Here is a 14,823-nt window from a genome sequence, read left to right as displayed (position 1 = left end):
CGTTGGGCGGCGGGACTGTCTCTCGCGTCACGCTTTTATCGATAGCGGTTGACGGATGTCTTCGAAGCCACGAGTGGACATTGGCGTGACTGAGAGTGTGCGTGCGCGAATATGAGAAGCAGCCAAGATTGACCGCTCGCACTGCGAGTATGAAGTGTTCATGGCCGTGCGGCAGGTCCCTTGCCTGGGACAAACCTCATCGCCGCGCTTCCCCATAAGTCTCTTTACACACCTCGCGTAGCGCGTCGACGAGCAAATCACGCGCCGGCGAGCGCGAGTCGGCGGAGCGGGTAAACAGCGCAATCGGCGGAAGCGTCCACACCAGCGAGTAAGGCACGATCGCCACGCCGGCAATCCGCACCAGTTCCTCCGCGATATCGGCCGGCACGATCGATACGGCCTCGTCGCTCGACGCGATCATTTCGCCGATCAGCTTGGACGAGTAACTTTCGACGATCGGAACAGGTGGCGGGATGCCGGCCGACAGAAACAGGTCGGTCACCTGTTCCCGCATCGGCGTATGCGGCGCGCCGAGAATCCAGTCGAGTGCGTGCAGCTTGTTCCAGTCCAGCGTCGTGCGGGCCAGTTTCGCAGCAAGACGCCGGCTCGCGATCATGCGCGGCTGCTGCTGGTACAGCACCTCGAAGGACACCTGGCCCAGATCGATCGCCGAGGAAGCCCGCCCGATCACGATATCGACGCTGTGATCCTTGAGCTGCAGCAGCAGTTGATCGCTGGTGCCTTCGTGGATCGTCACGGTCAGGCGCCGCTCCATCCTTGCTTGCAGCCGCTTCAGCGCCGCCGACAGCATCTGGCCGGAGATGAACGGAATCACGCCGATGTGCAGGTGGGCCGCATGCCCGGCGGCGACGGCCTCCATCTCGCGGGCGAGGTGATCGAGATCCTTGATCATCGCCTTCGCCCGTTCGAGCACGACCGCGCCGAGCGCGGTCGGCCGCATGCCGCGCGACGAGCGCTCGAACAGCGGCGTGCCGAACATGCTCTCCAGCTCGGACAGCGCGTTCGTCACGGCGGGCTGGCTGCTGGCCATGTGCTCCGCGACGCGCGTCAGCGACCCGTGCTGCTGGATCTGCAGCAACAGCACCAGATGCCGAATCTTCAGACGTGCGCCCAGCCGCCTGACCACGTCGTTTGCGTCAAAAGTCATTGACTGGTCATGCATTCATCATGAAAAAGTGATGGACCGATATTAAAACAGAATCATCTCCTTATGGCGGATCCCTAGAATCACCTCCAAGGATCGCGCCGGGACTGGCCTGGCGCCCGTGCCCGGACCGAAAACATGAAACAGACAGAGACACAACAGCAGGCGGCGTTCGACTATCACGAGTTTCCGACCCCGGGGAAGATCTCGGTCGTCGCCAGCAAGCCGCTCGTGACCCAGCGCGATCTCGCGCTCGCTTACACCCCGGGCGTGGCAGGCGTGTGCGAGTCGATCGCGGCCGATCCGCTGCAGGCGCACCGCTTCACGAGCCGCGGCAACCTGGTGGGCGTGATCACGAACGGCACCGCGGTGCTCGGTCTGGGCAACATCGGCCCGCTCGCATCGAAGCCGGTCATGGAAGGCAAGGCCGTCCTGTTCAAGAAGTTCGCCGGGATCGACGTCTTCGACATCGAGATCAACGAGACCGATCCGGACAAGCTGGTCGACATCATCGCCGGCCTCGAACCCACGTTCGGCGGCATCAATCTCGAGGACATCAAGGCGCCGGAGTGCTTCACGGTCGAGCAGAAACTGCGCGAACGCATGAAGATTCCCGTCTTCCATGACGATCAGCACGGCACCGCCATCACCGTATCGGCTGCGTTCATCAACGGGCTGAAGGTCGTCGGGAAGTCGATCAAGGAGGTGAAGGTCGTGACGTCGGGCGCCGGTGCGGCCGCGCTGGCTTGCCTGGACCTGCTGGTCGACCTCGGGCTGCCGGTTGAAAACATCTGGGTGACCGACATCGAGGGCGTCGTCTATCGCGGCCGCACTACGCTGATGGACCCGGCAAAGTCGCGCTTTGCGCAGGAAACCGATGCGCGCAAGCTGTCCGAAGTCATCGGCGGCGCGGATGTATTCCTGGGCCTGTCGGTCGGCGGCATTCTGAGCGCGGAGATGCTGAAGGAGATGGCGGCGCGTCCGCTGATTCTCGCGCTGGCCAACCCGACGCCGGAAATCTTCCCGGAACTGGCGCATGCGACGCGCGACGATGTCGTCATCGCGACGGGCCGCTCCGATTACCCGAACCAGGTCAACAACGTTCTCTGCTTCCCGTACATTTTCCGCGGCGCACTGGACGTGGGCGCGACGACGATCACCCGCGAAATGGAAATCGCCGCTGTTCACGCGATCGCGGGTCTTGCCGAGGAAGAGCAGAACGAAGTCGTGGCGGCGGCCTATGGCGCGTACGACGTGGCGTTCGGTCCGCAATACCTGATTCCGAAGCCGTTCGACCCGCGCCTGATCGTGCGTATCGCGCCGGCCGTGGCCAAGGCGGCGATGGAAGGCGGCGTGGCGACGCGCCCGCTGACGGATCTCGCGGCGTATGTCGAGCAACTGCAGCAGTTCGTCTACCACTCCGGCGCGTTCATGAAGCCGCTGTTCGCGACGGCGCGTCAGCTTGTGCGTGACGGCGGCAAGGCGCGGATCGTCTTCACCGAAGGCGAGGACGAGCGCGTGCTTCGCGCCGTGCAGGTGATCGTCGACGAGAAACTGGCGCGTCCGATCCTGGTTGGGCGTCCGGAGGTGCTGCTGGCGCGGATCGAGCGGTTCGGTCTGCGTATTCGACTCGGTCAGGATGTCGAAGTGACCAATCCGGAATACGACGAGCGGTTCCCGCAGTACTGGACGACGTATTGGGAACTGCGGTGCCGGGACGGTATTTCGAAGGAGATGGCGCGCGTCGAAATGCGGCGTCGCCTGACCTTGATCGGCGCGATGATGGTGCGGCTCGGCGATGCGGACGGGATGATCTGCGGGACGGTCGGCGAATATCACAATCACCTGCGGTTCGTCGACGAAGTGATCGGCAAGAAGCCCGGTGCTTCTACGTACGCGGCGATGAATATTCTGTTGCTCGATCAGCGGACGGTGGCGCTGGTAGATACGCACGTCAACGATAATCCCGATGCCGAGCAGATCGCGGAATTCACGATTGCGGCGGCTCGGCAGATGGAGTGGTTGAATCTGACGCCGAAGGCTGCGTTGCTTTCACGGTCGAATTTTGGGTCGGGGAGTGCGGCTTCCGGGGTGAAGATGCGCCGGGCGCTGGAGATCGTCAGGGAGCAGGCGCCCGATATCGAGGCGGATGGCGAGATGCATGGCGACTGTGCGCTCGATGAAGGGCTGCGGTCGCGGCTGCTTCCGATGTCGCCGCTTAAGGGGGCTGCGAATCTGCTCGTTTGTCCGAACGTGGATGCGGGGAATATTGCGTATAACCTGCTCAAGACCGAGGCGGGCAGCAATGTGGCGGTGGGGCCGTTCCTGCTTGGTGTTAATGCGCCGGTGAACATTCTCACGTCGAGTTCGACGGTGCGGCGGATCGTGAATATGGCGGCGTTGACGGTGATTGAGGCTAATCGGGGTGTGGCTGGCTGATTGATAGAGTCTTGTAGGGGGGGGGCGCGGCCCCCCACGTTTGTCCGCACCCAGCCGAGCTGAAGCGTCATGAGTTCACGCAGGAGCGGAAAGTCTCGAAGCCATGTATCGAGTGGCTTGCCGTAAGCAGAATCGATCGTGTTCGGGTCAGGCTGCGGAAGCGGATGCATTGGGAGACGAAACAGCATCGAGCACCGGCGGATGTGTGACCATGGACTTCAGGTCGACGTCCGATGCATGCAGCTTCGCGGCATCGGGAATCGGGCGGCGTGTTTCGTCGGACGACGCGAAGAGCGTTTCGAACGCGCGGGCCGCATCGAGCAGTGCGAGATCGCCACGGAAAGCGCCGATCATCTGCAGCCCAAACGGCATGCCCCGATGATCGACTCCGCACGGCAGCGACAACGCCGGATTCGTCGCGAGCGTGACGACGTACGTGAGCGACAGCCAGCGATAGTAGTTCTCCAGTTCGACGCCATTCACCGATTTCAAATACGGCTGCGTCCACGGGAACGGCGAGACAGGTGTCGTTGGCGCAAGAATCACGTCGTAACGGTCGAACAGCGTCTGGAAGCGGCGAAACAAACGCGTCTGGTCGCCGTGCGCACGCACGCAATCCGCAAGACCCAGGCCGATACCCATTTCATAGTTCGCGCGCGGATTCGGGCCAAGCGAATCGGGGTTGGTCTCATACGCCTCTTGAAGGCCGGCGACGAAGGCCTCCGCGCGAAGTACATCGAAGCAGCGATGCGCACCCTCGAAACCCACTTCGATCGGCTCGCATACGGCCACCTCGCGACGGATAAACTCGATCTTGCGTCGGAATGTGGCACGGATGTCATCGTCCACTTCGCACACGCCGAAGTCTTCCGTGTAACCGATCCGCAGTTTCGACACGTCGGTGAGCGCGCGGCCGTCCATCGTCGGATTCATTGCGAACGGATAGCCGAGCGGATCGCTACCCGACAGGCCGACCGTCGCCGCGAGTTGCAGCCACGTGTCGTCGACGGTGCGCCCCATCGGCCCAACCACCGCAATCGGCGTCCAGCCGAGCGGCTTTCGATCGCTCGGCACGAGTCCCGGCGACGTGCGCATTCCGACCACGCCGCACTTTGCCGCGGGAATGCGCAGCGAGCCGCCGGTGTCGGAACCGCTGGCTAGCGGCACCATGTCGAGCGCGAGCGCCACCGCCGAGCCACCCGACGAACCGCCCGCATTCAGGCGCGGATCGAACGGATTGCCCGTCGCGCCCCACACGGGATTGAAGCTGTTCGCGCCCGCGCCCATTTCCGGCACGTTGGTCTTGCCGACGACAATCGCACCCGCCGCGCGTAGCCGACGCACCAGCGTGTTGTCGTGGGCGGGTACGTTCGCGCGGTAGAGCGGCGAGCCATAAGTGGTCAGAAGACCTTCGGTCTCTTCGAGATCCTTGATACCGATCGGCAAGCCGTGCAAGGAATCGACGGCATCGCCGCGTGCGAGCGCGATATCGGCCGCACCGGCTTCGATGCGCGCGCGTTCGAAGCTCGTCGCCGTGATGGCGTTGACATACGGGTTGAGCCTTTCGATTCGCGCGATGCAGGCTTCGAGCAATTCGGCGGCGGAGATTTCGCGTGCCTGCAATAGCGCGCGCAGCGCAACGGCACTATGACGTGTGAGTTCGTAACGGTCGTTCACCGGACAGTCCTTCAAGCGACAATGCATGAGTCCGCTCAATGTAGACGACGTGAAAAACGATCGCTAGTGATGTTTATCGAACGGTCAGTTCACTTTTGCTCAACGCGTGGGGGCGGAGACAGTTCGCCGCTGAGCCGCTCGATAAACGATTGCAGCAGAGGCGGCAACGCGCGCCGCGCGAGGGTTTGAATTTCGATCGCGCGTTCGCCGGTGGCGAGTTCCGGAACGGGCAACGCAACGAGTTCTCCGGACGCCAGGCGCGGGCGCACGAAGAGTTCGCCGCTGAACGTAATGGCGTCGCTCGCGAGCGTGAACCCCAGGAGCGTTTCGAGCGTCGCGCTGCGGAGCACGCTCGGGCATGCGACGCCTTCGCGGCTGCAATAGATATCGATCAGCTTGTGCAGCGTCGAATGCACACCCGGCAATGCGAGCGGATACGCAAGCAACTCACGAAACGAAACCTGTGCAGACCGCGCGAGCGGATGAGATGACGCGACGATCGCGAACACGGGAGAGGGCGCTGAAAACGCGACCTGAATATCTTTCGCCGGGCCGAAGCTGAACGTGAGGCCGACATCGCATTCGGCTTCGCGCACGCGCTGCGTGACGTCGGCGGCCGCATCGACGACGACTTCGAACGATGCGGGCGCGACTGTGCGACGGAAGTCCGCCATCGCGCGCGGCAGGAAGGTGGAGGCGAATCCTTCCGTGCAGGCGATGCGGATCGTGCGTTCGGTTTCGCCGCGAAGCGCGTCGATTTCCAGCGAAATCTGTTCGGCGTCGAGTTGCGAGCGACGCGCGTAGGCGGCGAGCATTTCACCCGCTTTGCTCGGGACCATGCCGCGCGATTGCCGTACAAAAAGCTGCGCGCCGAGTTCGCTTTCGAGCCGCGCGATCTGGCGGCTCACGGCGGATGGCACGACGTTCAGCCGGTTGGCGGCATCGGCGATGGAGCCGGTGTTGACGACTTCGAGGAAGTAACGGACGGCGGCTTCCTGAAGAATGCGGGCGCTCATGATGGATCGACTGGACGCGGAGTTTCCCATGATAGCGCCTGTCCGGCCGGCAAAGCGATCAGGCCTCCTCGGCGGTGACAAGGCGTGCACCGGCTTCGGGCGACAGTCGTATCGACAGACTGGTGATGACCGCGAACGCCGTCGCCACGATCAGGAAGCCGAATACCGTGTCGTAGTTGCCCGTGATCGAAACCAGCAGGCCAATGACGGCGGGCGCGACGAATCCTGCCACCTGTCCGCCGAAATTGACCATGCCCGCACCTGTACCGATGAGCCGTTGCGGCAGAAATTTGACCGGAAGCGCGAAGACACCCGCGAACACGAACGACTTGAAGAAGTAAACGATCGACTGATATGCGATCACGCCCGTCACCGTTTCCGCGGTGTACATCTCGTAGAGAAAGAAGCCGGAGATCGCGCAGCACGCGGCCATCAGCCACTTCTCGCGGCCGTCGAACCAGCGTGTGAGAATCCAGCCGCCCAGCGCCGTCGATACGCTCGCTGCGACGAAGGGCAGCGGCGTGAGCATGCCGACTGCCTTGAGGTCGAGATGGCGCTCGGTCAGAAGATACGCGGGCATCCATGCATCGAGTCCCTTGTTGACGATGCCCATGCAGAACCATGTGAGCAGAATCTTCCACATGAGCGGCATCTTGAGGAGCGTGCGCGTTGCCGCGCCGTCGATGCGTGCGGAACGGCCAGCCGAATCGCGTTTCCGATGCGTGTCCTTCACCGCGATCAGATAGAAGAGCGCGAACACGAGACCCGCGCCGCCAGCGACGAAGAACGCATGACGCCAGCCGAGATAGAGGATGAGCGGCGCGATAGTCAGTGGTGCGATGAAGCTGCCGACATAGTTGGACGACATCAGGAGCGCCGACATCTTCGGGCGATCCTCCCGCGCACACGATTCGGTCACGCCCTTCACTGCAGCTCCGGGATAACCGCCCTCGCCGAGACCGAAGATGAAGCGGATCGCGATCAGCGAAGCAAGCGACCACGCGAGACCGGTCATCAAGGTGAACAAGGACCAGAACGCAACGGACACGACGATGACCTTTTTGCTCCCCCAGCGATCCGCTATCCATCCGCCGGGAATCTGCATGGCCGCGTAGCCGATATAGAACGTGCTCATGACGACACCCTGCACCGCAGTGCCGACATGGAACTCCTTGCCGATGGCCACGAGCGAAAGCGCGATCGCCGAGCGATCGATGTAGGAGATGCAAAAGCCGAGGTAGAGCAGCGCGAATACCGCAAGGCTGGCACGTCTGCCTTTATTGGGGTCGATCATGGTGGACATCTGCCGATAGAGGGAAGATCGGGCCCGCGTCGGTGATGCCGAGCAGTCCCACCGCGACTAGTCGAATTGATCGTAAGTAGCCGCAAATGGGTCGACAAGTGACATATTCAGATCTCTCCGTTCGCGAAAACGCACCTGAGAAGCGCGGCGACGGAGAGCTTCTTTAGCACTCTGAAAACGGAGTGGGTCAATCGAAGCGTCTATCGGACGCGGGACGCGGCACGGGCAGATGTGTTCGATGACATCGAGCGCTTCTACAATCCGCACCGGCGGCATTCAACACTGAACTTCCTTAGCCCGGTTCAGTTCGAGCGGCGCATTACGGGCTAGCGAACCCGCCCGGGAGAACGATTGATGGCCACCAGGAAGATCGCGATCTCGCCGGACTACAGCCAGTGTGCGCCGAGAGAGCAGCCGTACCACGACCCTGAACCGTAAGACATGACAAACAGGGGCCGCTCGATGCGGCTCTTGCCGGTGGGCGCAAGCTTTGAGCGAACGCGACTGACCGCCGGGGGGCTACCGCCCCGGCCATCGCCGCGGGAGTCGCGATGCGTGTCGACGGGCACCTTCGACAACTGTCACGCCCGCACGGGGTTGGTCGACGAAGTGATCCGCAAGAAGCTTGGTGTTTCCACCTATCCGGCAATGAGCATTCTGTTGCTCGACCAGCGGACGGTGGCGTTGGCGAATACTCACATCAACGCTGATCCCAGCGCCGAACAGGCTGCGGAATTCACGGCTGCCGCGCTCGCGCCTTCTTCCGATGTCGCCACTCGAGAGCGCTGCCAACCCGCTCGTCTCTCCGAACGTCGACGCAAAAAAAAACGCGGACAACCAGCTCAAGACCAGAGCGGGCAGCAATGTGCCAATGGAGCCGTTCCTGCCGAGCGTAAACGCGCAAGTGATTACCCTCTCCTTGAGCTTGCCGGTGCGACGGATTGTGACTATGGCCGCGTTGACGGCGATTGAATCCAACCGCAATACGTCCGCCTGACCGACCGTCGAAAGCACCGCGTCGACGGCTCCGCAACGCATCGCGCAGCCGGCTCCCGATGGTGACGGGTTTCACTATTCGACCGCGTTGTGACGCAATGTTGCCGGATAGTCGTTTAGGGATGCTGGACATATCTCCCTGCGGCATCGCGTCGCAACTTCCCCTGCGCGATGCGCCGTCCCACAATGTTCCGGAGCCATTTCTGTCGATATCGTCCGATAATTATGTTTTATTTTCGTCTAAAATCGCGCTTCTTCTTACTTTAGGACGGAAGGACGTTTTGAAAAAACTGACGAAAAACATCTCGCGCACGGCCGTTGCCGCGTGCTTTGCCTATGCAGGGCTCTTGCCCTTGTCCCAGTCGGCCCAAGCCCAGGTCGAACCCCTGAAGAATCCGGTCTACGGCGTCACGCTCGACGATCTGACGAAGCTCGATGCCATCATCGCGTCGCTGCAGAACCTGCCGTACCGGCCGACCGTGCGCGTCGTGTTCGATCCGGGTACGTCGGCCGCGGACTACTACGCACCGCTGCTGCGCCTGCACTCGGTCGCGTACGTGATGGGCGAGGTCTACGATTCTTACTATTTCCCGACGGATCTCGCCACGTATAAAGCGAGAACGCAGGAATTGGTGTCGCAACTGAAGAACACCGTCGACGTGTGGGAGATCGCCAACGAAATCAACGGCGAATGGCTGCGCAACGACCCGAGCGGTACGAACTCGGTGGTCAATTCGGAAGAACAGCAGATCGGCCAGATGGTCGCCGCGGCCAACACGATCGTGAAATCGAACGGCGGCAAGACTGCGATCACGCTGTACTACAACGACGACAGCAAGGGTACCAACTGCTGGGAGAAACCCCAGGATTACTGGAAGACCTGGCCGACGACGTTCCTGTCCTCGACGGTTCGCCAGCAGGCCGACTACGCGCTGTTCAGCTACTACCCGTACCAGGATTGCCCGGGGCTGAGCCCGTCGTGGAAGAACGATTTCGCGGCGCTGGAAAGCATCTTCCCGAACGCGAAGGTCGGCTTCGGCGAAATCGGTACGTCGGATATCTCCGCGCCGGCGTCGGTACAGCAGAACCTGATCAAAACCTACTACCCGATGGTCAACAGCATGACCGACCCGCGTTTCATCGGCGGTTTCTTCTGGTGGAACTACGTCGAACAAATGCTCCCGTACTCGACGAGCTCCTACTTCCAGTTGCTGCGTCAGACGATCATCAACCTTAAATCACCCAACTGATTGCGCGATCCGCGCGTAAGCGTCAGCGTCGAAGGTTAGAACCACAATGTTGCGCGTACCACGAGACCACGTGCGCGTACCGCTGACGTCAACGGAAACCTGTATTGCACGGTGACATCCAGATAGCTTGCCGGCGCGCTATACCTGCCTTCGCGAAACCAGTATCGAAACTGGATGCCGGGCCCCACACCGATTGCAGTCTTGTCCGGCTGGCGGTTGTCGTGATCGCCGGCCACCGCGGCATGCGGGTAGACGGTCAGCCGATCGCTGAGCGCCGTCAAACGCCAGGTGTGCCCGTAACGCAACTCCGAATAGATGATGTATCGGCCTGCCTTGATGAAGTACGCACCTTCGACATAGGCCTGCCAGCTGCGCCAGCTCGGTTCGGTGACCCGCAGGTCGGTACCCGCTTCCGACGAATAGCCCAGGCGCATCAGCCAATCCGTCATCGACAGGCTGCCGACGTGGAACAGCCGCTCGGCGGTCATCACGACGTTCTGGTCGGGTATCGGCTTGTAGCGCACCCCCACCGAACCCTGCACGGTCGGCATGCCGGTCACGTTGCCGCTTCCGTCGTATGCCGTGCCGTATCCGCGCACGAAGAACTGGAGAATGCGCCCGTTCTGGTAGCCGATCTTCGGTGGCTGCCAGTACGCCTCGATACCCGGCTGCAACACGCTGATGGTGCCTTGCGGGCCGAACGCGGCCGACTGGTAGGGCGCGCTCAGCACGAAGCCCCAGGTGCGCTGAAGTTGCTCGACTTCTCGCCGATAGCCGAACTTGTGCTGCGCATCGAACTTGTGTTCGTTTTCATCGGCGTCGAGACTGTGCTCGAACAACTCGACAGACTGCTCGTTCAGGCCGATACGCTTGGCGGCATAGCCTGCGTCCGCGTAGTTCATCGCGTTGCCGGCTCCGCCGTCGAAACCCTCCTGGAACGCGTCGAGCGCCTCGCGATCCTTGTGTTCCCGCAGGAGGTCATAGGCCTCCTGCAACTTCTGTGTCGCGGTATTGTCCACCGGTACCTGCGGCGCCTGCTCGGGTTGCTGAGCCTGCGTCACGATCGCCGCGGCCATCTTCCGCTCGGCGTCCGTCGACGCGTCGCGGGCTGCGAGGTCCGCCACGCGGATGGCGCTTTCGCGATCGCCCGACCTCAAGCTCAACTGCGCGATACGCAACTGAATCACGGCTGATTTTTCATCCGCCAGCGGCGCCAGCGCAACGCCGGCTTCATGCAGGCGATTCGCCGCGAGCGCACTGTCGAACCACGCAAGACGCAGGTTGCGCTGCTGCTCCTTGCTCCATTTTCCCGTCTCGACGGCGGCCGAGAAATCGCTGCACGCCACGTCGTAGCGCTCCTGGCGCTGCGCCAGGTAGCCATGCTCCGCCCGTACCGCGGCACTTTTCGGAAAACGAACGCTTAACGATTCCATCATGGCGTCCGCTTCGTCGATTTTTCCCTCTCGTTTGAATACGTCGAGGAGCAGCAACCCGAGCTGTTCGCTTCCGGGCTGAATCTTGAGGGCGCGCTGCGCATACTCTTCCGCGCGGGGCAGGTCGCCGGCACTGATCGCCTTGTATGCGCCATCGGCGAGCCGATAGGCTTTGGGCACGAGCGGCTGCGTGGCGTACGCCGGGGCCTGCCAGGCCAGCGACACGGCGATCGCCAGTGCGCTCAACCGGGCGCAGCGCTTGATGCCAGCCGCGATCGGGATTCTGGAGCGTTTCATGCCTGTTCTCCTGACGGCTTTTGCACCGGAGAAACCTGCGGCGTTGCGCCGTCGCCGTCGCGCGCTCGCGCGAGTTCGACGAAGCGCGAGTGCCGGGCGAGTTCGGCTGCAATCTCCGTATCGCAGGCGATGAAATACGCAACGTTCGTCTTGGCGCCGCGCCGCACGACATCCTGTTCGTCTTGCGTGAGCGGCCGCCCGACCGCCACGTTCAACGTTCCGTCGTCTGCGGTCGAAAACGGGATAGCCAGATACGCATACTGCAGCTCGAATGCCAGCGAGTCCGCGAAGTGGCCCACCGCCACGTTGCCCAGGCTGACCCGGGGGAGATCCGCTTGCTCCGCGATCGCATCCGCCAGCGATTCGGTGGATATCGCGCTGCCTTCGATCAACAGTTCGCCCAGCCGCCTGCCGCATGTCAGTTGTTTTTCCAGGCTTGCCTGCAATTGCTCCAGTGAAACCACGCCCCAGCCGACCAGGATCTCGCCAATCTTGAGGCGTGCTTTCCCGAGCTCCGCGTTCGACAGGTAGGTATGGCTGGTTTTGTCCCACGCGATGGGCTTGCCGCTTACGAGGTGGCCGAGATAGATGCGCCATGCCCGGCAAACCGCGTAGAAATTGATCAGGTTATTGACGAACATCCTCGGAATCGAGAGCAGCCCCTGGACCGGACCGTTCAGCTTGCTGACGAAGTAGTAGCGCTGCGCGGCGCGGGCAAACAGCATGACGGTGTTCACCCAGAGCAGCGGCGCCATCCAGGCGCTCGCCGTGACGAGAGGGGCGCTGACGGGAATGACATGACCGAATTTCTGAAGGGCCGCAATTGTCACGAAATTGATTAGTACAACGTAAGCAATCACTGAAAAAAGTGAGGTGACGATGCCCTTGCGGTCGTGGAAGAACATGTAGCGGGTGAGGAGATTGCCCTTCCAGCCGAGCTGCTCCCAGCCCTGAAAGGCGATGCCGAGGATCCAGCGCGCACGCTGCCGATATGCGGTACGAAATGTCTTTGGAAAATACTCGCGCGTGGCCAATATGTTTCGATTGGCGGCACCGCTATTTGCACGCTTGGCCCCGGCATTCTGCGTGATATCCGAAAGCGGAAAGCGGGCAAAGGTTTCCTTCATCCCGAGGTCTCTCAACCGAAAGCTGAAATCGTAGTCCTCGGTCAGCGAGCTGGTATTGAACGGACAGCCGTCGCGTTCCTTCATCGCCGCTTCGATGGCGCGCCTGCTGTAGCACGATGCGACGCCCGCGCCGGGGACGACGCCGGTGAGACGGGCGCGCGCCGGCACGTCCTTCTGGTGCGTTTCGCTGAAGTCGTCCATATAGCATCCGGCCACGAACTCGTTCCATTTCCGCGGCAATGACAGAACGGGAAGCTGGACCAGGTCGCTATCCGCAACTGCATGGCTGAGGTATTTGAGTTCGACCGGATGAATGACATCTTCGCAGTCGTGCATCACGACGCCCGCGAACTGAATATGATGCGTTTCTTCGTAGCGCAGGATCGCTTCGATGATCCAGTTCAGGCAGTCCGCCTTGCAGGTCGGCCCATCGTTCATGACCGTTGCGCGCGTCACCCTGCCCGGGTAACGGCGGACCATCCGTTCGACCTCCGCCGTGGTTTCGGCGTCGTTGTGATAGGTGCCGACGAAGATCACATATCGCTCGTATTCCATGGTCGCCAATGTGTTTTCGATCATTTTGGCGATCACGTCATACTCTTTCCATGCCGGCACCATGAGCGCCAGATAGCGCTCTTCCTCGGCGCGCAGCATGGCAATATCGATAGTCTGCGTTTTTTCGTGACGCAGCATCCGCCAGATTTCGAATGACCAATAATAGGCGTCGAGCATAAGGTCATCCAGTGTGCTTACCAGGATGACGATCGCGGTCAAAATGGCGATAATGTTAAGTGCATATAAATATGCAATCCATATTGTGTTATCCATCATTTTCCCGAGATTTTATCTTGTTTGTAATTCTTCTCCCTTGCACCAACGAAAGACGAATATCCGTCCGTCCTCGTCGACCCCGTCACTCCCACTTCGCGGCTTGCGCCGCAAAAACTCCTGTCACTCGAAAAAGGCTCTGTCAGCCTGGAGCTTTCTCGATGCGATCACGTAATATCCTCAAAGATGAAACGTGTTCAGTGGGTGACTTTTGAAAGTTGGTATTGCCTCGCTCACTTCCGTCTCCCGCCGGGGTGGATCCTGCACCATTAATGATTGCAGCCGCTCTCGATCCAGCTTCCCGCAGCGCTCCCTGCGCACCGTCGTTTCAATACGCAGTTCATAAAGCAAGTCGCGCGCCATTGCCGTGCCACCCTTGACCGTCCGGGGGCCTGCGGGCGCCGCGCAAGATCGACCCACCGAATCCGAGCCAAACGTTTCAGTGCTGAAACGCAGGGTCGATTGATCAGATGAAAAGAAGTCTGCAGGCTCGTTACCGCCCGCCGGCTGCCGCCATCGGGAAATCGTCACGTGATTCCAGCGATCGCCGGCCGGAGAGATTGGCGGCGAACCCGAAAATCAACCTTTCCAGTCGCCATGACCTGTGCGAGTTAACCGAGTCGATTGCCGGGTCACGATCCGCGAAGCGCTGGGGGAGCTGGTTTTCCCTGAATCGTCCGAACAGGCTTCAATTGTTTGTCAGATGACAGCTTCAACAGGGGTTACGTTGCATGCCTGAAACGTTTTTTTGCAACAATTTTGGATTGTCATGACGCACCGATTTCGGTGTCTTGATCCCGTGCCCATTTGCGACCGATGGTACGGTTCTAGCTTTAAAACAAAAACATCCGGTCCTGGATTTTCGTATGAAATCAAGTGCGCAGGAAAAAATAAAGACATAACGCCCTGATTATCAATGGCACGCCGCCGTGCTCGTTTCGTTAACGAGATGAATTTATTTTGCATATCAAAGGATGAAAATCATGCTTTCTCATCGCAATCGATATTTTCGGAACGGATTGAGCACCGTTGGATCACTCGTCACATTAATCTCCGCGCTCGCCTTCGCCGTCGCTGTTCAGGATACGAGTGCGCAGCAGACAAGCAATTCATCTGCCGTGAAGATCAAGCCGCCTCCGCTGCCGAACGGGTCCGCCCAGGTCAAGGTGAAGCCGGGTATGTCCGACGAGGATTGGGAGAAGGCGTACAAGGAGACGGGGCGCCCCAAGTTCAGCAGGAATTCCGTCAAGAAAGCCGGCGGCAACGTGCAACGTGACTAGGGAGAAACCGCC

At 61.0% G+C, this 14,823-nt stretch carries 10 protein-coding genes and 2 pseudogenes; 5 read left to right on the top strand and 7 right to left on the bottom strand.

The genetic code is table 11. The features are described 5' to 3' along the window. Positions 1-196 precede the first annotated feature (196 nt). Positions 197-1,168 carry a LysR substrate-binding domain-containing protein gene (locus GD429_RS09755; protein WP_152856739.1) on the bottom strand — a complete coding sequence of 324 codons (972 nt, stop codon included), beginning with the start codon at positions 1,166-1,168 and terminating at the stop codon, positions 197-199. A 135-nt stretch (positions 1,169-1,303) separates the two neighbouring features. Here GD429_RS09755 and GD429_RS09750 point away from each other — a divergent pair, with 135 nt between their 5' ends. Beyond that, positions 1,304-3,604: an NADP-dependent malic enzyme gene (locus tag GD429_RS09750; RefSeq protein ID WP_152856738.1), complete on the top strand. Its 2,301-nt coding sequence runs from the start codon at positions 1,304-1,306 to the stop codon at positions 3,602-3,604. A 147-nt stretch (positions 3,605-3,751) separates the two neighbouring features. Here the strand turns inward: GD429_RS09750 and GD429_RS09745 are convergent, their stop codons facing one another. From GD429_RS09745 to GD429_RS09735, 3 genes are all read right to left on the bottom strand, one after another. Continuing rightward, a complete protein-coding gene (locus tag GD429_RS09745; protein WP_321574501.1) occupies positions 3,752-5,281 on the bottom strand; it encodes an amidase in 1,530 nt (509 codons plus the stop codon). 89 nt (positions 5,282-5,370) lie between these two features. Continuing rightward, complete coding sequence (locus tag GD429_RS09740) at positions 5,371-6,297, bottom strand: LysR family transcriptional regulator (protein WP_152856736.1); 927 nt, start codon at positions 6,295-6,297, stop codon at positions 5,371-5,373. A 58-nt stretch (positions 6,298-6,355) separates the two neighbouring features. Beyond that, positions 6,356-7,591, bottom strand: a complete 1,236-nt coding sequence (locus tag GD429_RS09735) for an MFS transporter (protein ID WP_152856735.1) — start codon at positions 7,589-7,591, stop codon at positions 6,356-6,358. 150 nt (positions 7,592-7,741) lie between these two features. Here GD429_RS09735 and GD429_RS09730 point away from each other — a divergent pair. The 3 genes and pseudogenes from GD429_RS09730 to GD429_RS09720 all read left to right on the top strand — a co-directional run. After that, positions 7,742-7,930, top strand: a pseudogene (locus GD429_RS09730) (IS3 family transposase); the annotation flags it as partial. Positions 7,931-8,164: 234 nt separating this feature from the next. After that, a pseudogene (locus GD429_RS09725) lies at positions 8,165-8,597 on the top strand (NADP-dependent malic enzyme); the annotation flags it as partial. A 280-nt stretch (positions 8,598-8,877) separates the two neighbouring features. Beyond that, the gene (locus GD429_RS09720) at positions 8,878-9,846 is read left to right on the top strand and encodes a hypothetical protein (RefSeq protein ID WP_152856734.1); all 969 of its coding nucleotides are present in this window, start codon (positions 8,878-8,880) and stop codon (positions 9,844-9,846) included. A gap of 35 nt (positions 9,847-9,881) precedes the next feature. Here the strand turns inward: GD429_RS09720 and GD429_RS09715 are convergent, their stop codons facing one another. From GD429_RS09715 to GD429_RS09705, 3 genes are all read right to left on the bottom strand, one after another. Beyond that, entirely contained in the window at positions 9,882-11,576 is a 1,695-nt protein-coding gene (locus tag GD429_RS09715; RefSeq protein WP_152856733.1) for a bacteriophage N4 adsorption protein A, read from the bottom strand. Next, positions 11,573-13,531 (bottom strand): glycosyl transferase family protein, encoded by a 1,959-nt coding sequence (locus tag GD429_RS09710; RefSeq protein ID WP_152856761.1) that lies wholly within the window; start codon positions 13,529-13,531, stop codon positions 11,573-11,575. Before GD429_RS09710 ends, GD429_RS09715 begins: the two co-directional genes overlap by 4 nt. A gap of 180 nt (positions 13,532-13,711) precedes the next feature. Then, positions 13,712-14,062, bottom strand: coding sequence for a hypothetical protein (locus tag GD429_RS09705; RefSeq protein ID WP_152856732.1), 351 nt, complete (start codon positions 14,060-14,062; stop codon positions 13,712-13,714). Between the two features lie 443 nt (positions 14,063-14,505). Here GD429_RS09705 and GD429_RS09700 point away from each other — a divergent pair, with 443 nt between their 5' ends. Then, positions 14,506-14,811, top strand: a complete 306-nt coding sequence (locus tag GD429_RS09700; RefSeq protein ID WP_227791602.1) for a hypothetical protein — start codon at positions 14,506-14,508, stop codon at positions 14,809-14,811. Positions 14,812-14,823: the final 12 nt, after the last annotated feature.

The sequence above is a fragment of the Burkholderia sp. BE17 genome (assembly GCF_009362305.1).
Lineage (GTDB): Bacteria > Pseudomonadota > Gammaproteobacteria > Burkholderiales > Burkholderiaceae > Burkholderia > Burkholderia pyrrocinia_C.
The sequence above is the reverse complement of the archived record's forward strand: the minus strand, read 5'-3'. Positions and strand labels throughout refer to the sequence as shown.

What these genes read in the sequence shown, in the direction of transcription:
- GD429_RS09755 (WP_152856739.1), bottom strand. Translation starts at nt 1,168, where the DNA reads ATGACTTTTGACGCAAACGACGTGGTCAGGCGGCTGGGCGCACGTCTG.
- GD429_RS09750 (WP_152856738.1), top strand. Translation starts at nt 1,304, where the DNA reads ATGAAACAGACAGAGACACAACAGCAGGCGGCGTTCGACTATCACGAG.
- GD429_RS09740 (WP_152856736.1), bottom strand. Translation starts at nt 6,297, where the DNA reads ATGAGCGCCCGCATTCTTCAGGAAGCCGCCGTCCGTTACTTCCTCGAA.
- GD429_RS09735 (WP_152856735.1), bottom strand. Translation starts at nt 7,591, where the DNA reads ATGATCGACCCCAATAAAGGCAGACGTGCCAGCCTTGCGGTATTCGCG.
- GD429_RS09715 (WP_152856733.1), bottom strand. Translation starts at nt 11,576, where the DNA reads ATGAAACGCTCCAGAATCCCGATCGCGGCTGGCATCAAGCGCTGCGCC.
- GD429_RS09710 (WP_152856761.1), bottom strand. Translation starts at nt 13,531, where the DNA reads ATGGATAACACAATATGGATTGCATATTTATATGCACTTAACATTATC.
- GD429_RS09700 (WP_227791602.1), top strand. Translation starts at nt 14,506, where the DNA reads ATGAAAATCATGCTTTCTCATCGCAATCGATATTTTCGGAACGGATTG.